Source organism: Pontibacter litorisediminis (assembly GCF_029360645.1).
Taxonomy (GTDB): domain Bacteria; phylum Bacteroidota; class Bacteroidia; order Cytophagales; family Hymenobacteraceae; genus Pontibacter; species Pontibacter litorisediminis.
The window spans coordinates 1,175,312-1,192,528 of record NZ_JARDUA010000001.1 but is presented as its reverse complement, the minus strand read 5'-3'; the positions used below and the strand labels follow the sequence as shown (position 1 = coordinate 1,192,528).

The 17,217-nt window shown below is 53.1% G+C and carries 12 protein-coding genes; 7 read left to right on the top strand and 5 right to left on the bottom strand.

Translation table 11 applies throughout. The features are described 5' to 3' along the window. Positions 1 to 168 precede the first annotated feature (168 nt). Entirely contained in the window at positions 169 to 2,547 is a 2,379-nt protein-coding gene (locus PXG97_RS05090; protein WP_276496633.1) for a glycoside hydrolase family 95 protein, read from the top strand. A gap of 98 nt (positions 2,548 to 2,645) precedes the next feature. On the opposite strand, the gene PXG97_RS05085 is transcribed toward PXG97_RS05090, so the two are convergent. After that, positions 2,646 to 3,041 (bottom strand): DUF7793 family protein, encoded by a 396-nt coding sequence (locus PXG97_RS05085; RefSeq protein WP_276496632.1) that lies wholly within the window; start codon positions 3,039 to 3,041, stop codon positions 2,646 to 2,648. Between the two features lie 66 nt (positions 3,042 to 3,107). On the opposite strand from PXG97_RS05085, the gene PXG97_RS05080 reads away from it, so the two are divergent. The 3 genes from PXG97_RS05080 to PXG97_RS05070 all read left to right on the top strand — a co-directional run bounded on the left by PXG97_RS05080 (position 3,108) and on the right by PXG97_RS05070 (position 7,919). Next, positions 3,108 to 5,546, top strand: coding sequence for a bifunctional aminotransferase class I/II-fold pyridoxal phosphate-dependent enzyme/GNAT family N-acetyltransferase (locus PXG97_RS05080; RefSeq protein WP_276496631.1), 2,439 nt, complete (start codon positions 3,108 to 3,110; stop codon positions 5,544 to 5,546). 45 nt (positions 5,547 to 5,591) lie between these two features. Next, on the top strand, positions 5,592 to 7,277 hold the full coding sequence (locus PXG97_RS05075; protein ID WP_276496630.1) for a PAS domain-containing hybrid sensor histidine kinase/response regulator: 1,686 nt from the start codon (positions 5,592 to 5,594) through the stop codon (positions 7,275 to 7,277). Between the two features lie 213 nt (positions 7,278 to 7,490). Beyond that, a complete protein-coding gene (locus PXG97_RS05070; protein ID WP_276496629.1) occupies positions 7,491 to 7,919 on the top strand; it encodes a hypothetical protein in 429 nt (142 codons plus the stop codon). Positions 7,920 to 8,328: 409 nt separating this feature from the next. Here PXG97_RS05070 and PXG97_RS05065 read toward each other — a convergent pair whose 3' ends face one another. Continuing rightward, entirely contained in the window at positions 8,329 to 8,736 is a 408-nt protein-coding gene (locus tag PXG97_RS05065) for a hypothetical protein (RefSeq protein ID WP_276496628.1), read from the bottom strand. 251 nt (positions 8,737 to 8,987) lie between these two features. On the opposite strand from PXG97_RS05065, the gene PXG97_RS05060 reads away from it, so the two are divergent. After that, on the top strand, positions 8,988 to 9,143 hold the full coding sequence (locus tag PXG97_RS05060; protein ID WP_276496627.1) for a hypothetical protein: 156 nt from the start codon (positions 8,988 to 8,990) through the stop codon (positions 9,141 to 9,143). Between the two features lie 134 nt (positions 9,144 to 9,277). Here the strand turns inward: PXG97_RS05060 and PXG97_RS05055 are convergent, their stop codons facing one another. Continuing rightward, the gene (locus PXG97_RS05055; protein ID WP_276496626.1) at positions 9,278 to 10,426 is read right to left on the bottom strand and encodes a serine hydrolase domain-containing protein; all 1,149 of its coding nucleotides are present in this window, start codon (positions 10,424 to 10,426) and stop codon (positions 9,278 to 9,280) included. Between the two features lie 281 nt (positions 10,427 to 10,707). Between PXG97_RS05055 and PXG97_RS05050 the strand changes: the two genes are divergently transcribed. Next, complete coding sequence (locus PXG97_RS05050) at positions 10,708 to 12,996, top strand: GH92 family glycosyl hydrolase (RefSeq protein WP_276496625.1); 2,289 nt, start codon at positions 10,708 to 10,710, stop codon at positions 12,994 to 12,996. 149 nt (positions 12,997 to 13,145) lie between these two features. Here PXG97_RS05050 and PXG97_RS05045 read toward each other — a convergent pair whose 3' ends face one another. Continuing rightward, complete coding sequence (locus PXG97_RS05045; RefSeq protein WP_276496624.1) at positions 13,146 to 14,576, bottom strand: dicarboxylate/amino acid:cation symporter; 1,431 nt, start codon at positions 14,574 to 14,576, stop codon at positions 13,146 to 13,148. Between the two features lie 204 nt (positions 14,577 to 14,780). Then, positions 14,781 to 15,134 (bottom strand): hypothetical protein, encoded by a 354-nt coding sequence (locus tag PXG97_RS05040; protein ID WP_276496623.1) that lies wholly within the window; start codon positions 15,132 to 15,134, stop codon positions 14,781 to 14,783. 431 nt (positions 15,135 to 15,565) lie between these two features. Between PXG97_RS05040 and PXG97_RS05035 the strand changes: the two genes are divergently transcribed. Further along, positions 15,566 to 17,209: a glycerol-3-phosphate dehydrogenase/oxidase gene (locus PXG97_RS05035; protein ID WP_276496622.1), complete on the top strand. Its 1,644-nt coding sequence runs from the start codon at positions 15,566 to 15,568 to the stop codon at positions 17,207 to 17,209. Positions 17,210 to 17,217: the final 8 nt, after the last annotated feature.

Below are 17,217 nucleotides of genomic sequence, written 5' to 3'. Positions count from 1 at the left end.
AAAGAGCTACCACAGCTGACTGTCATTCGGGAAGAATCCCGGCAGAAGGGATGTTCAGCTCATGCGGCTTGCAGGGCTCTCTTTAAACAAGATACTTTTGGAATGACAGCTAGCTTACCCTTATCCAATAAACCCACAGTAACCACGCGCCTGTAGATGATACCTCCCATGACATCACTGAAAAGAACACTTCTATGCCTGCCATACTTTCTGTTGTTGCTCCTGCCGGCCCTGGCACAGGACAAAGCGCTGAAACTGTGGTATGATAAACCTGCCACCGATTGGATGCGGGAAGCCCTGCCGATCGGCAACGGCTATATGGGGGTGATGTTCTTTGGAGGCGTGGGGGAGGAGCAGCTGCAGTTCTCGGAAGGCTCCCTGTGGTCAGGCGGCCCGAACTCGAACCCGAAGTATAGCTACGGCAACAAACCGGAGGCCTGGCGGTACCTGCAGCAGGTGCGGCAGCTGATTGGCGAGGGCAAGCTGAGAGAGGCAGACCGGCTCGTGCAGCAGCACCTGACGGGAACCGCGCCGGCCAAACTGGAAGGCAGCACCGACTGGGGCGATTACGGGGCGCAGCAAACCATGGGCGACCTGTATGTGAAGCTTGGCCACGGGGAGGCAAGTCCGCAAAACTACCGCCGCGAACTGGACCTGAGCAACGCCACCGGCAGCGTGAGCTACCAAGTTGGTAAGACAAAGTATAAGCGTTTATACTTTGGCAACTATCCCAAGGGCGTGATGGTGTACCACTTCATCTCCAGCCGTCCCGAAAAGTACAGTATCTCCTATAAAACGCCGCACCCGAAAGATGAGGAGCGCTTCGAGAACGGCATTTATACTTTCAGAGGGCATGTGAGCGACAACGGGCAGGAGTTTGAAACGGCCTATCGGATCGTTACGGACGGTAAGATCAAGTATGAAAACGGCACTGTAGAAGTTAGTGAAGCCAGGTATATGCAGCTCATTCATACTGCCGCCACCGACTACCGCTTGCAGTACCCCACCTACAAAGGCACCGACTATAAAAGCATCGTGGCGAACCGGCTTGATGCTGTTGAGAAGCAGAGTGTGGATGCCCTGTTGAAAGTGCACACCCGGGATTATACTTCTCTTTTCAACCGCGTGACGCTCAACCTAGAGGGAAACAAGTATAACGGGGTCCCTACCGATGTTCGCCAAAAAAACTACTTCGAGGGGGCACAAGACCGCGGATTGGAAATGCTCTATTTCCAGTACGGCCGCTACCTGATGATCTCGGCTTCGCGACCCGGCACCCTGCCCATGCACCTGCAGGGCAAGTGGAACAACAGCACCAGCCCGCCCTGGGCAGCCGACTACCACACCAACATTAACCTGCAGATGCTGTACTGGCCGGCCGAGGTAACGAACCTGCCGGAGTGCCATGTGCCCTTGCTGGACTACACCGAAGCGCTGGTGGCGCCCGGCAGGCAGAGCGCCAAAGCCTTTTTCAACACGCGGGGCTGGATTGTGAACACCATGAACAACGCCTACGGCTATACTGCGCCGGGGTGGGAGGTGCCCTGGGGCTTTTTCCCGGGAGGGGCGGCCTGGCTGGCGCAGCACCTGTGGGAGCACTACGAGTATACCCAGGATGAGAAGTATCTGAAGCAGCAGGCCTACCCGGTGATGAAGGAGGCGGCGCTGTTCTGGGTAGATTACCTTACCCCTGACAGCAGCGGCTACCTGGTGTCCTCGCCTTCCTACTCGCCGGAGCATGGCGGCATTTCGGGCGGCGCCTCCATGGACCACCAGATCGCCTGGGATGTGCTCAATAACTGCATCCAGGCGGCAAATGCCTTAGGAACCGATCAGGAGTTCGCTCAGCAGGCCCAGCAGGTGCGGGATAAAATACTTCCGCCGCAGGTTGGGCGCTGGGGCCAGCTGCAGGAGTGGAAAGAAGACGTGGACGACCCGGGCAACAAGCACCGCCACGTTTCGCACCTATTCGCCCTGCACCCAGGCCGGCAGATCTCCCCGCTGGAGACACCGGAACTGGCCAAAGCGGCGCAGGTGAGCCTGGAGGCCAGGGGCGACGAGGGCACCGGCTGGTCGCTGGCCTGGAAGATCAACTTCTGGGCGCGTTTGCGTGACGGAGACCGGGCGCACGAGCTGTATAAATTGGTGATTAAACCGGCAGGCGGAAAATCAAACGCAGAGTCTTTTACCAGCGGATCGGGTTCCTACGCCAACCTTTTGGATGCCCACCCGCCCTTCCAACTCGACGGCAACATGGGCGCCACCGCCGGTGTCGCCGAAATGCTGCTGCAGTCGCACGCCAAGGCTATTGAGTTGCTGCCTGCACTGCCTGCCAACTGGCAAAGCGGGGAAGTAACAGGCCTGCGAGCCAGAGGGGGGTATACGGTTGACATCCAGTGGAAAGCCGGTAAGCTGGACAGGGTTCGTATCAGGGCTGATAAAGCAGGTGCCTGTACGGTTGGCTACGAGGGCAAACAGCTCTTGCTTACTTTTGCTAAAGGAGAAAAGCGGGAGCTAAGTATGAGCACCTTTAACAAAGCAGAGTAGTCCTAAAGCCGGTTTTGAGGGTAACTTTTTGCGAAGGCTGAACCCGTGAAACGAATAAAAGTCTCAGGTATTGGCGCCGTCACCATGATGAGGCGCAGCTAGGCCCTATACCTTGACAGCCACTCAAGGGCGCTTGGTTCGTCGGTAAACATACGCGTCGGATTCCGGGGCTTGTTTACCTTGATGTAGAAGTTCGCGGTCATTTTTAACATAGGGGAGCTGATCAGAATGGCACTGGCGGAAACCTGTTCGTTGCCCTCGTTTGCCATGAAATCCCGTGCCTCCTTGGTAGATTGCTTGATTCTGGTGATATCAAACAGGCTTGGGTATACTGTCCTGCCGATAAAGGCTAAGCGTTCCTGTACACAGGCTTTGGCAATCTCGAGGTCTACCAAGGCTACATCTTTATAGACGCAGTGTAAGATCCCTTCCTCCACAAATAAATACAGGTGCTCCGTCGATCTGATGTTAGGATCTTTTTCGAAATTTGCCATTCAGATTGAATTTTTAAACAGGTTGCTTGTGAAGTAACCCTCAACGTGCAATAATACTTAATTTACGTGGCAAAAATAAGGCACAACAACATTCTAGATACGGTAGACTCCGTACTCTCTGTTTCTAAAAAGAAAGGGATCATCCACCTGCACGCAGAAGACCAGGCGCTTACCGGACAGCACCTGACACTAAACAGCAAGAAGGTCCTGCATTTTGGCACCTGCGGCTACCTGGGGCTGGAGCACCACCCAGCAGTAAAGCGAGGCGCCATCGAGGCCATCGAGCGGTTTGGCACTCAATTCCCGATGTCCCGCACTTACGTCTCCAACCCGCTCTACCGTGAGCTGGAGGACCTGATACAGCAGATGTACCAGGTGCCGGCCGTTATCTCCAAAAACTGCACCCTCTCCCACCTGACCACCATTCCGAGCATCATCCGCCAGTCTGACCTGGTTATACTTGACCATCAGGTACACGCAAGCGTGCAGGAGGCGGTGAAAAAGCTGTTGAGCCAGGGCGTTACTGTGGAGATGATCCGGCACAACAACCTGGAGATGCTGGAGGATCGCATCCAGAAGCAAAGAGGCAAGTATGAGCGCATCTGGTATATGGCCGACAGCGTGTACTCCATGTACGGTGACTTTGCCCCTATCAAGGAGATGATCGCCCTGGCCGAGAAGTATGAGCAGCTGTACCTGTACGTGGACGATGCCCATGGCATGAGCTGGGCAGGGAAGAACGGCGCCGGTTATGCCATGAGCCAAATGCCGGAGGGGCTGTACCGCAAGATGATTCTGACGGCAAACCTGGGCAAAGCCTTTGGGGCCTGTGGCGGTTTGTCGCTGTTCCCCAACCAGGCATGGTATGACAAAGTGAACAACTTTGGCGGGCCGCTCACTTTCTCCGTGCAGATTGAGCCTGCCACGCTGGGAGCTGCCATTGCCTCTGCCAAAATACACCTCAGCGGCGAGATCTACGCATACCAGGAGGAGCTGCAGAAAAGAATCGCTTACTTCAACCAACTGCTCCGGCAAACCGACCTGCCGCTGGTGCACGAGTGCGAGAGCCCGATTTTCTTCATCGGAACGGGCACCATGGACATGGGCAACCACCTGGTGCAAGCGCTGCTCAACGATGGGATCTACGTAAACCTGGCCACCTTCCCCGCGGTACCGGCCAAGAACATCGGCGTCCGGATCACCATCTCTCTGAACAACACCTATGAGGACATAGAGGAGCTGGTGCACAAGTTAAAAATACACTTTGATGGGGCGCTGACCGCAACAAGCCAAACACAGCACAACATCCGGAAAGCGTTCAGAATACCGGCACTTTCCGTGTTGCCTGCAGCCCCAGTGCCTGTAGCAAACACGGCGTTGGCGGTAAGGCGCGCTGCCACCATCGAGGAGGTGGACGCAGCTGAGTGGAACAGGTGCCTCGGAAACAGAGGCATGTTCGACTGGAATGGGATGAGGTTTCTGGAAGAGTCCTTCAGGGGCAACGCTGAGCGGGAAAGCAACTGGGGCTTCAGGTACTATGCCGTGGAAGACCCGCAGGGCCAAACCGTGCTGATGACTTTTGCCATGAGCGGCTTGGTAAAGGAGGATATGTTTTCCCAGGCATCCATCTCCAGAGCTATAGAGAAGGAGCGGGAGGCAAACCCCTACTACCTTACCTCAACAGGGATCGTGTTAGGGAGCCTGTTCACAGAGGGAAACCATTTGTTCCTGGACAGGGAGAGCCCATACTGGAAACAGGCCCTGAAGGCCCTGTTGGCAGAGCTCGCCAAAGAGCAGGAGCAGGAGGGAGCAGGCAGCATCCTGCTGCGGGACCTGGACGCCCACGACCCGGAAATGGATGAGTTCATGGTGGAGCATGACTTCGTGAAACTGGACTTGCCGGAGTCTTGCGTAGTCGAAAACCTGGGATGGTCGACAGAGGAGGAGTTTCGCAGAACCCTCTCCAAGAAGGGACGCGAAAACTTTGTGCAGAAGATCAAAAGGTACGAGCGCTGCTTTAAGGTACAGGTGAAAAGTTGTTTGTCAGACGAGGAGCTGGAGCATGCCATGGCACTGTTCAGAAACGTGAAGAGCAACAATTATGCAATCAACAATTTCCTGTTCCCGGAGAAGCTCTTTCACCTTCTAAACAAAAACGAATCATGGGAGTTTGTACTGCTTTATATCGATGAGGCATACGCGCTCAACCCCAAGCCGGTCTCGGTTGCCTTTTGCCATAAGAATGCCGCTACCGTGTATAGCTTCATGCTGGTAGGCATGGATTACGATTACCTGCTGGAGTATAATGTATACAGGCAAACGCTCTACCAGGTGATCAAGAGAGCCAATGCGCTGGGCTGTAAAAAGGTGAACTTCGGGATATCGGCTACTATGGAGAAGAAAAAAGTAGGAGCGACACCCTATCCGAAGGTGGGGTATTACCAGGCAAAAGACAATTTTGCCATGGAGATGATTGGGGCTACCTTTGCCGTTGAAAAGGAGTAAGAAGCAGGGCGCGCTTCTGCCAACCCACACAGCTAAAAGAAGCCAGTGAAAGTTCTTAAGGAAAGAATAGAGGAAATAATGACCCTGATAGCCGAAGTTGCCAATGGTAACTTCGGCTATCAGCTTGATGTATCGGAAACGGGTGATGAACTGGACGCTGTCATATCCGGAATCAACATGCTCGGGCAGGAGCTTCAAAATTCCACAGTGTCCAGGGACTTTATGCAGAGTATTTACCAGGGCGTGGTCGACATGCTGCTGGTGCTTAATCGCGACTTCACCATCCGCAACGTAAACGAAGCCTTTGAGGAAATATCTGGCTTGCAGGAGGCAGACCTTATCGGCCAGCCTGTCTCTGTGCTCTTCGGGCAAAAAGATGCCCAAAGGCTAACGGAGGTGCTTGGCAAGCTGAAAGAGAGGGGCAAGTGCCTGAATGTAGAGCTGTGTTTTGGCGCAGCCGGAGGAGAGACTATTCCTGTTTCCTGTTCGTTCTCTTACCTGCAGAACAGCCGGAAAGAGCAGGACGGGGTCCTGATCGTTGCAAAGGATATCACCGAACTGAAGCAAAAGGAGCGTGAGCTGCAGGAAGCGAAGGAGAAAGCCGAAGCTGCCAACGAGGCAAAGAGCAATTTCCTCTCCAGCATGAGCCATGAAATACGTACGCCCCTGAACGGAATCATGGGGTTCACCAACCTGCTCATGGGTACTCCTCTGAGCGAAGCCCAGAAGCAGTACGTGCGTTTGATCAAAACTTCGGGAGGTAACCTTTCAAAACTTCTCAACGACATTCTGGACCTGCACCGGATCGAGCAAGATAAGATCTCCATCGAGGCTATCCCGTTTGATCTGCGGGAGACGGTTTCCTCGCACCTGGAGCCGTACAAGCACCTGGCAAAAAACAAGGGGCTGGCCTTTACCTATACCTTTGACCAGGCGCTTCCCCGCATGGTGGTAGGCGATCCCACGCGCACGACGCAAGTGTTGATCAACCTGGTCAGCAACGCCATCAAGTTCACGGAAGCAGGGAGTGTGGCCATGCATTGTACCCTGGACATGGTAGGTGAAGCGTCTGTGACAGCAAGGTTTACGGTGACAGATACAGGCATAGGCATCCCACCCGACAAGCAGGAGGTGATCTTCGAGTCTTTCACGCAATCCGACCAGTCCACATCGCGCAGGTATGGCGGTTTTGGCCTGGGCCTTGCCATCTGCAAAAAGCTGGTGAACCTGATGCAGGGTACTATGGGCATCGACTCCACTCCAACTGGGGCCGGGAGCGGGGCAGTCGTGTGGTTTACGCTTAAGCTGGGCTTGCCAAAAGATGAAGCCGCCTCGCCAGAAGAAGACGACGATGAGGCAACCTTTGCTTTCAGCCATGCCGCCCAGGTGCTGGTAGTGGATGACAACCCGATAAATGTGCTGCTGATGCAGGAAGTGTTGGAGAGTTACGGAGCACAGGTAACGACAGCCGAAAGTGGGGAAGAAGCGGTTAAGCTCGCGCTCGCGCACCCCTTTGACCTGATCTTCATGGACATCCAGATGCCGGAGATGGATGGGCTGGAGGCGGCTGGCAGGCTCAGGCAGGCCCAAATTACCAGCCCCATCATTGCCTTCTCAGCCAATGCTTACAAAGATGATATTGCCAAAAGTTTACAGGCCGGTATGGATGACCATTTGTGCAAACCCTTTACGAGCCGGGAACTGGTTGCCATACTGAAGAAATGGGCCTAGCAAGCAGGAGGGGTGCTGGCCGTTTTGCTGTGTATGGCTGCTGCAGGATAACTAGCCTTTACTAAGGGTTGGGAGACAGTCATGCGGTAGAGCAAAACCACTATTCTTAGGTGTTATCATTCCGTTAAATATGATTGTGGCCCCGGGGAATAAGCACAATATGCCTACATTTATTGCGTACCGCCTGCGTTTTTCATTCAAAACCACCTTCCTATGGAGATATTCAGGACAAGTTATTTCCGGCTAACCTACGATGCATCCTCGGATGTACTGTTTGTGCGATTGCCCGACATGCGTACCGCAGGGTTAAGTGAGGCTAAGTATTGCTTTGATATAATGGTGAACAGTGTGAAAAACTACCACATCCGCAATATCCTGCTCGATTCCAGCCAGGCTGTGGTAGAAGTAGAAAATGAACTGTACCATGAGCTGATTTACGAGGTATCCATGCAGTTGAAAGACACTTGCCTGCAACGGGTAGCGCGGGTTGTCAGTGACTCTTCGGCTCTGGAGGAGAGGGCTGTGATGGTGCAGGGCGAGGTTTTAGAAAGCGAGGCGCCGGTTTACCAGATCCAAAACTTCTCCAACAGCGAAAATGCATTCACATGGCTGTCTGGAAAGTCTGTTACCCCTACTCTGTAGCCTTAGTGCACAACAAATTGCCCCTGTACCGGGCCATTTCCGGAGCTTTCTCTGCAGTAGAACAGGCGTTTCTTCTGAATACATTTCCTTAGCGTTACCGCGTGCTGCTAAGCAAGCTATGTGGTGACAGATGCTGCAAAACCATTCCCCCCTATGCTCTTAGAGGAATACTTCTGCCATTTTCCTGCCTGTAATAAGTGTTGGCTCCGGGGCCACGGATTGGCCCCGCACAATTAAAAGTACAACTCTTTGCCATGTGATGCTGACAGTAGGAGAGCCTTCGGGCGACCTATAGTACATAGCGTCGGCTGCTGCGTATCTGCGCTGGTCAAGAGGCATTTCGGAAAAGTTAATTGCTGTTGAGTAACTACGGTAAAGGGCGGCCCGGTTAGCTAGGTTAACATGAGAGTTAGGTTATCAGCCATGCTGCCGCTTCAGTCTTATCAGAAAAGTTCTTTATCAGGAACGGGATAGACATGGTGGAGTTGATCACCCGGATAGTGTTCTGGGACCGCTCTTCCAGGACAGTGTTGGAGGTTTGCAGCCTTGCCAACTTTTGCAGGCGGGTAGTGGCAAGCCCTTTAGCTAGATAGATAGAGATTTCGCGGCTTTCCTCCTCGCTGACAGAGATGACGGTTTTAGTGGAGTCGAGGAAAAGGCGCTTGATATCATAGCTCCTGACAGTGTCCACGATAATATCAATGCTGTGCTTTACCTCAGAAAGCAGGTAACCATGCAGGTCAGGATAGCCAACATGCACGATGTCCGTGGCAGGGTCATAATCGAGGGTAATCAGGTTGTTGTTGTAAAGTATCATATAGTATGAAGAGAAGTATAAGGCACTGCAAATATACACAGGTTTGCCCATAGCTCCGAAACCGCCGGGTAGCACAGGCCTTGCAGGCTACAAACATTTGGCATCACAGATCCTAACGAAGTTTCCTTTAGGCGCTCATCCGGGTTTTAAGCCTGTTTAAGGTGTGATTAACTGGCGCTATGGCGGAGGAATAAATTTTAGTAATTGCTATTTTAGTTAGTCTTTGTCTAATTAATTTAGTATTTTGTAGTATGAAAACAGCATCGGACAAAGAGCGGTTTGAGCAGTTAGTGGCCAGTGCCAGAGAGAAAGCCGCCAAGCAGAAAGAGGCCGGAGGCAGTAAAATGGAGGAGGTGCCACTGCCCCCGAAGCCCCGGCACCCTAAGTCCCACACCACCGGAGATTGATATAAACAATAGATCTTTTGAGGCTACAGCCGCTCTACTTCAGGGCGGCTGTTTTGCTTCTAACAGGCACAAAGGCCCGCTGCCGCACCCAAAGTATGGCGCAGGGTACGGAGCCGCTGGGAAAGGACCTATATCTACTTCCTGATCAGGTGTTCGTAAAGGCTGTTGATAGTGGCTGCCAACGCCTTGTTATACTCATCAGCCTCCGGGGCGCTGCACCCGTTGGTGATCACCACAAAACCATACTTTTCCTTTGGATGGAAGAACATGGCGCTGTAAAGCCCATAAGCTACACCTGTGTGGCCTTTCAGCACCTCTCCGGGGATCAGATCGTCTGCCGTGGTAAGTGCCAGGCCATAACCATTCGCAGCGATCTCAGCCTGCATCTTTTTTGCGCTTTTTTTAGATATGATCCTGGTGCCTTTGTACTTGCCCTTGTTCATGTGCATGGTCATGTACTTGGCAAGGTCTGTAGCGGAGATCTTCATGCCGCCGGTGGGCGAGAAAATAGGGGTGCTGTACCCCATGCGGTAGTTCCTTATTTCCTCCCGACGTGGGGCATAGGCCGACGGCGATGGAGAGAAACTGCCGGAGTCCGGGTTATAGGCATACAACGTCACGAAACGGCTTGCGTCCAGCGAATCAACATTGTAGCCTCCGTACAGCCCCAGTGGGTCCAGAATGTGGTGTTTCACGTACTGATCGAAACGCTCTCCCGATAATTTCTCAAGGATGGTCCCCGCCATGTTGAAGCCCAGGTTGCAGTACTCATAGTCTGTGCCAGGCTCATAGCTGTTGTAGCACTGTGCCCAGTCCGGGTTCTTGGCAGGGTTAATGGCATCGAGGGTAAAGTAGCCCTGGCTGTCATTGATGCTGGAAGTATGGGACAACATCATTTTGAGTGTAATCACCTTTTCAGGATATCTGGGATTCCGCACTTTAAAACCTACCAGCTTGCTCACATCCTCCTCCAGCGATAACTTCCCCACTTCCACGAGTTGCAGCAGCGAGGTGGCCGTAAACGATTTGGAAATGGAAGCTATCCGGAAAATGTCGCTTTCCCTGAGAGGGGTATTCGTCGCTACATTTTTCAACCCGAAGGCCTTGGAGTACACGATCTCGTCATTCTTTACCACAGCCACCGAAAGTCCCACCACATCGTACCGACGCATAATGTCCTCTATCTCGGCTTCTGCCTTGCTAGCCTGGCCTTGGCTGCCCAGAGCTACAGTTATAACGGCAAAAACGGTGAGGAATAGCTTAAGCCAAAGTGTTCTCTTCATAGTATAGGGGTTTTGTAAGGCGTAAGTTAAGAATATTGCAGAGGAAATGGTTGTCTTGCGGGGCTTTTTGCCAGTACAATAGCCTTCCTCTTCAGATGCGCTGCCTGGCAGGCAGCCGATCATCCTGCCCATGTAAGCAAGGTTTGAGTGTGGCCCGGTAGGTTGAATTGACGCAAAGTTCTAATTCAGCACGGCTATTTATTCGGAATGTTGTATACTTGAAGTATTGAATAAACGCTTTAGCGAAGAAAGTATAAAATCTATCCCGATTCCTCCACATCATGAAAAGACTATTCCTGTTCTTCTTTACCCTTGCCTCGCTTACCGCCTCAGCCCAAATTGTGTTGGTTAATAAGGTAACCGATCCGGTAGAGTGGGTAAGCCCGCTGGTAGGCACCGACTCCAAGTATAGCCTCTCGAACGGCAATACCTACCCGGCCATAGCCCTGCCTTGGGGCATGAACTTCTGGATGCCGCAGACGGGCAAAATGGGCGACGGATGGGGCTATATGTACAGCGCCGACAAGATCCGCGGATTTAAGCAAACACACCAGCCATCTCCGTGGATGAACGACTATGGCCAGTTTGCCATCATGCCGGTAACGGGCAAGCGGCGCTTCGATCAGGACAGCCGCGCCAGCTGGTTTTCGCATAAGGCCGAGGTGGCAAAGCCCTACTACTACAGCGTTTACCTGGCCGACCACGACGTGACGACCGAGATCGCGCCTACGGAGCGGGCAGCGAGTTTCCGTTTCACCTTTCCCAAAACAGACAGTGCCTATGTGGTTGTCGACGCGTTTGACAAAGGGTCGTACATCAAGGTGATCCCGAATGAGAACAAGATCATCGGCTACACTACCAAGAACAGCGGCGGTGTGCCGGAGAACTTTAAGAATTATTTTGTGATCGTTTTCGATAAGCCCTTTGCCAACACCCACACCTGGAGCGACAGCCTGCTGAGTACCAAGCAGGAACTGCAGGCCAACCACGTGGGAGCGATTGTAGGCTTTAAAACCAAAAAAGGGGAGCATGTAAATGCCCGCGTGGCATCCTCCTTCATCAGCCCCGAACAGGCCGAGCTGAACCTGAAGGAGATTGGGAACGACGACTTCGAAATGGTGAAGGCAAAAGGCAAAGCCGCTTGGAACAAGCAGTTGAGCCGCGTGGCTGTGGAAGGGGGAACCCCGGAGCAGGTACGCACTTTTTACTCTAACCTGTACCGCACGCTGCTCTTCCCGCGCAAGTTTTACGAGATTGACGCCAAGGGGCAGGTGGTGCACTACAGCCCTTACAACGGCAAGGTGCTGCCGGGCTTCATGTATACCGACACGGGGTTCTGGGATACATTCCGAGCCCTGTTCCCGTTCCTGAACCTGATGTACCCATCCATAAACGCAGAGATTCAGGAGGGTTTGGCCAACACCTACAAAGAGGGTGGGTGGCTGCCGGAGTGGGCGAGCCCCGGCTACCGCAACGTAATGGTGGGTAACAACTCAGCCTCTGTGGTGGCAGATGCCTACCTGAAAGGCATCCGCGGACAAGACATGCAGGCCCTGTACGAGGGCTTGCTGAAAGGGGCCAACAACGAGGGGCCACTAACAGCTGTTGGACGTGCAGGAGCCTCCTACTATAACAAGCTGGGCTATGTGCCATACGATGTGAAGATCAACGAAAATGCTGCCCGCACCCTGGAGTACGCCTATGATGACTTCGCCATCTACCAACTGGCGAAGGCCCTGAAGCGGCCTAAGAAAGAGATTAACCTGTATGCGAAGCGCGCGCTGAACTACCGCAACCTCTACGACCCATCCACTGGGCTGATGCGCGGCAAGAACCAGGACGGCAAGTTTCAATCGCCTTTTAACCCGTTTAAGTGGGGCGACGCCTTCACCGAGGGCAACAGCTGGCACTACAGCTGGTCAGTGTTCCACGATGTGCAGGGGCTGATTGACCTGATGGGCGGCAAGACCAACTTCACGGCAAAGCTGGACTCTGTTTTCAGCCTGCCGCCAGTTTATGACGAGAGTTACTATGGTCAGGTAATCCACGAGATCCGGGAGATGCAGATCGCCAACATGGGCCAGTACGCGCATGGCAACCAGCCCATCCAGCACATGATCTACCTCTACAACTATGCCGGTGAGCCATGGAAAGCACAGTACTGGGTGCGCGAAACCATGAACCGCATGTATACTTCGGCGCCGGACGGCTACTGCGGCGACGAAGACAACGGCCAAACTTCGGCCTGGTACGTGTTCTCGGCTCTGGGCTTTTACCCGGTAACACCAGCCACGGATCAGTATGTGCTGGGTGCGCCGCTGTTCAGAAAGGCAACCCTGAAACTGGAGAATGGAAATGAGGTAGTCATCAACGCACCCCAAAACAGCGACGAGAACCGCTACATTCAGGGGATGCAGTTTGATGGCAAGTCCTATGACAAAAACTGGCTAAACCACTCTGAGCTGATGAAAGGCGCCACGATAGAGGTAGAGATGGCGGCTACCCCGAACAAGGAGCGCGGCACCAAAGAGGGTGCTTTCCCTTACTCCTTATCGCGAGAGAAAAAATAACCGGAGGAGGGGCCGTTTATACTTTCCCTCCTTACTAAACACAGTGCGCTAAAAGCCTTAAATGCTTGCGCTTGCTGCACCCATTGGTAGCCAAAAGAAAAAGGGCGCATACTAAATCAAGTATGCGCCCTTTTTCTTTTGGCTACTCTCTACGCAGTAACTTTCTCCTGTTCTGTGCTTTCTGCCGGTAGTTCAGGAAGGGTCGTTTCCACCAGGCCAACCTCCGGCTGCGGGTCGAACTCGCCTTCCCATCTGGCCACCACGGCAGTGGCGAGGCAGTTGCCGGTCACGTTTATGGAGGTGCGGGCCATGTCCATCAGTTCATCGATGCCAAGTATGGCAAATACCGGCCACACAGGCAGGTTGAACGAGGCGACGGTTCCCAGCAGTATCACCAGAGAGGCGCGTGGCACGCCGGCCACCCCTTTAGAAGTAAGCATCAGGGTAAACACCATCACCAACTGCTGCTCCCAAGTAAGGTCGATGCCTGCGGCCTGGGCCACGAACACAGAGGCCAGGGCCAGGTACAATGTCGTGCCGTCCAGATTAAAGCTATAACCGGTAGGCATCACGAAGGCGACGATGCGGCGCGGCACGCCTAGTTTCTCCATTTCTTCCATGGCACGCGGAAGAGCGGCCTCCGAACTGGTGGTGGCAAAAGCTATGGAAACAGGGCCGGAGATAGCCTGTAAGAAACGCCTGACCGGCACGCGGGCTATTAGGGCCACAGGCAGCAGCACGAGCAAGGCAAAAGCCAGCAGGGCCACATACAAGGTTACCAACAGCTGGAACAGGTTGAGCAGGATACCAAAGCCCATGTGGCCTACCGTATAGGCAATGGCTGCGCCCACACCCACCGGAGCAAAATACATGATGATGTTGGTGAACTTGAACATTGTCTCGGAGAGGCTCTCGCAGAAGTCCAGCATGGGTTTTCGCTTTTTCTCGCTCACCATGGCCAGGCCAATGGCAAACAGCACGCTAAACACCACAATCTGCAGCACCTGTCCCTCGGCTATGGACTTGGCGATATTTTCCGGGAAAACATGAAGTATGATCTCCGAAGTTGTCTGCGATGGCACGGCCTGAATCTCCTCGTGATTTTGCGCCAGGCTTGCGTCTATGCCTTCGCCGGCTTGGCTCAGGTTGATGGCAGCCAGGCCAATGAACAGGGCTAGGGTAGTTACAATCTCAAAGTAAACGATTGCTTTCCATCCCATGCTCCCTACCTGTTTCAGGTTGGCATGACCGGCAATGCCTACCACCAGGGTGGCAAAAATAAGGGGAGCGATAATTGTTTTGATCAGTTTCAGGAAAACCTTGCTGAGAACGTTAAGGTTAACGGCGAACTCCGGGAAGTCATAGCCGATCGTTGCCCCTACTACCATGCTGATCAGGATCCAGGTGGTGAGGGAGCGCTTGCGCAGGCCGTAAATCAGCAACACCCCGATAACGCCCCAACGGGCTGCGAGCATGGCCTCAGCAGGTATAGAAAGTATGCCGTACTGCTGCAGCACGGTAAGAATGGCCACTGCAGAGATACACACCAGCGTGGCTAAGGGTAAAAGAGAGATTTTCATGAACAGGAAATGAGGGTTGTGCACCAAGTACCGCAAATAGTGGTGGGCTTGCTGTTGCTTAGGCGCAACAGGTTAGCACCCACACGCCCCACTGGCACTTGAGGTTGACTGTGTATAAAACAATATTCTTGGGTAAGCAGAAGTGCCCGTGCACAGGGCACAGGGAAGTATACTTTAGGGGAAGCCTGAAAAGGAGTGGTTTGGCTAAGGGCCTTTGGTCAGGATCGTGTGCAGGCCACAATCGCCTTTAGAGGCCGGGAAGGAGTGAGGGGCCTGTGCCGTGTCCTGTGGCTGCGGGTACAATGTGTGCAGAAAAGCCTGTAGCAGCGGGGTTAGCGGTGCTCTATCTAGCTGCAGTACGCCTTCCACCTCACCGGAAACTACCGACCCTGCTATCAAAGTAAAGGCGGGCTGTTCCGCAGATTTAACTGTGCCGGACTGTGGGGCAGGCGCAACCTCCGCGCTAACAGGTGCCGCAACGGCAAACAGGCTGCAAAGCACGACTGCCAGCAGTAAACCCATTCTTTCCACAATCCACACACCTGTAGTTTTCATCACAGCAAAGGAATGAGGTTTCAGACGAGAACGCAATAGGAAGCGAAACTATTTTGTAACGGTGTTAAAACAGCCGGTCTCAGAAGCTTGGTATAGATCGCAAGCAGGTGCTAGGTCACCCCCACTTTAAAGATTATTGGTGTTTGCTCATGCTGCCACGCCACTTATACTTCGTTCGCTGGAAGAAAACGAAAGGAAAAGCAGGCGGTGATGTTTATGAGCTTAGTAGCATCTCTTTATTCCAGTTTGGTAAACTGTCTTGATAAATCTCGTTCTTTTAGGTTGATAGATAAGGTGATAGGTGGTGTCCAAGAACGCTGTCTTACTATAGCTGTGCTTGCATATATAAAAAACGATAAGTTTTATTTGATTTTTGTTTTCTTTCGTTTAAATTTATTCGAAAGTATAAGCAATAAATTATAATTACTACTTAAGTGTACAGAAACGAAAAGAAATATACTGAGCCTTCGTTCAGTCGCCCGGAGTTAGTGCGGACGCTAGAGCAGGAAGGATTGGTGTGGGATATTATCGTGATAGGAGGTGGCGCTACAGGCTTAGGAGTGGGAGTTGATGCAGCTTCAAGAGGATACCGGGTCTTGCTGCTGGAGCAGGCAGACTTTGCAAAGGGAACCTCTAGCAGAAGCACGAAGCTGGTGCACGGAGGGGTGCGCTACCTGGCGCAAGGCGATATCAATTTGGTGTACGAGGCGCTGTATGAGAGAGGGCTGTTAGTTAAAAACGCCTCACACCTGGTGCGCACGCAGTCCTTTATTATCCCGAGCTATAGTTTGTGGAACAAGATGTTCTACGGGCTCGGATTGAAAGTTTACGATTGGATGGCAGGCCGTCAACGTCTGCAGAAGACAACGCTGCTGGATAAGCAGACTGTAGCGCGCCTGCTTCCTAACGTGAGGAAGGAGGGCCTTGTAGGAGGGATCGAGTACTTTGACGGCCAGTTTGACGATGCGAGGCTGGCTGTGAACATGGCCCAGACCTGCGTGGAGCAGGGAGGTGTGGTGCTGAATTATATGAAGGTGGAGGGGTTGCTGAAAGGCAGTAACGGGAAAGTAGCGGGGGTAAAGGCGCATGACCTGGAGAGCGGCCGGAAGTATGAACTGCAGGCCAAGGTGGTTGTAAATGCCACGGGGGTGTTTGTGAACGATGTGCTGCAGATGGACACTCCCGAGCAGAAGCCGCTGGTGCGGCCAAGCCAAGGCGTTCATGTGGTGGTAGATCGCTCCTTCTTAAAAGGAGAGAATGCGCTGATGCTCCCAAAGACACCGGATGGGCGTGTTCTGTTTGCCGTGCCGTGGCATGACCATGTACTGCTGGGTACAACAGATACCCCGCTGGATAAACCCAGTCTGGAGCCAACGGCGCTGGACAAAGAGATAGACTTCATCCTGCAAACTGCCGGGCAGTACCTGGAAAAGAAACCCACCAGGAAAGACGTGCTGAGCGTGTTTGCCGGCTTGCGCCCCCTGGCGGCTCCGACCAAGAATGCCAGCAGCACAAAAGAGATCTCCCGAAGCCATAAGTTGATTGTAGCGGCATCCGGACTTATAACCATAACAGGCGGTAAATGGACCACTTATCGCAAGATGGCTGAAGACACGATAGACAAGGCGATTGTTGTGGCTGGCTTGCCCATGCACCCCTGCAACACAGCTGACTTAAGAATACATGGGGGGATAAATGAAAAAAGTAATATATTAGGATCTTTGAGTTTTTACGGATCCGATGCAGAGGGGGTAAGACGGCTTGTTTCGTTCAATTCCGCTTTAGGTGAAAAATTGCACCAAGGTTATCCCTATATACAAGCTGAGGTAATCTGGGCAGTGCGCCATGAAATGGCCAGAACTGTGGAGGACGTGTTGGCGAGAAGGCTGCGGGTGCTGTTTCTCAATGCAAAAGCCGCCATAGACATGGCGCCAAAGGTTGCGGAGCTAATGGCTGCTGAGTTGGGTGCTGATGAGGCATGGCAGCAGCGGCAGATCACAGAGTTCACTGAGCTTGCCAATCATTACCTCCTGGAGCCTTATCGAGCTGTGGCTGCAGCGGCAGTAAACCAGGTTTAACTATACAC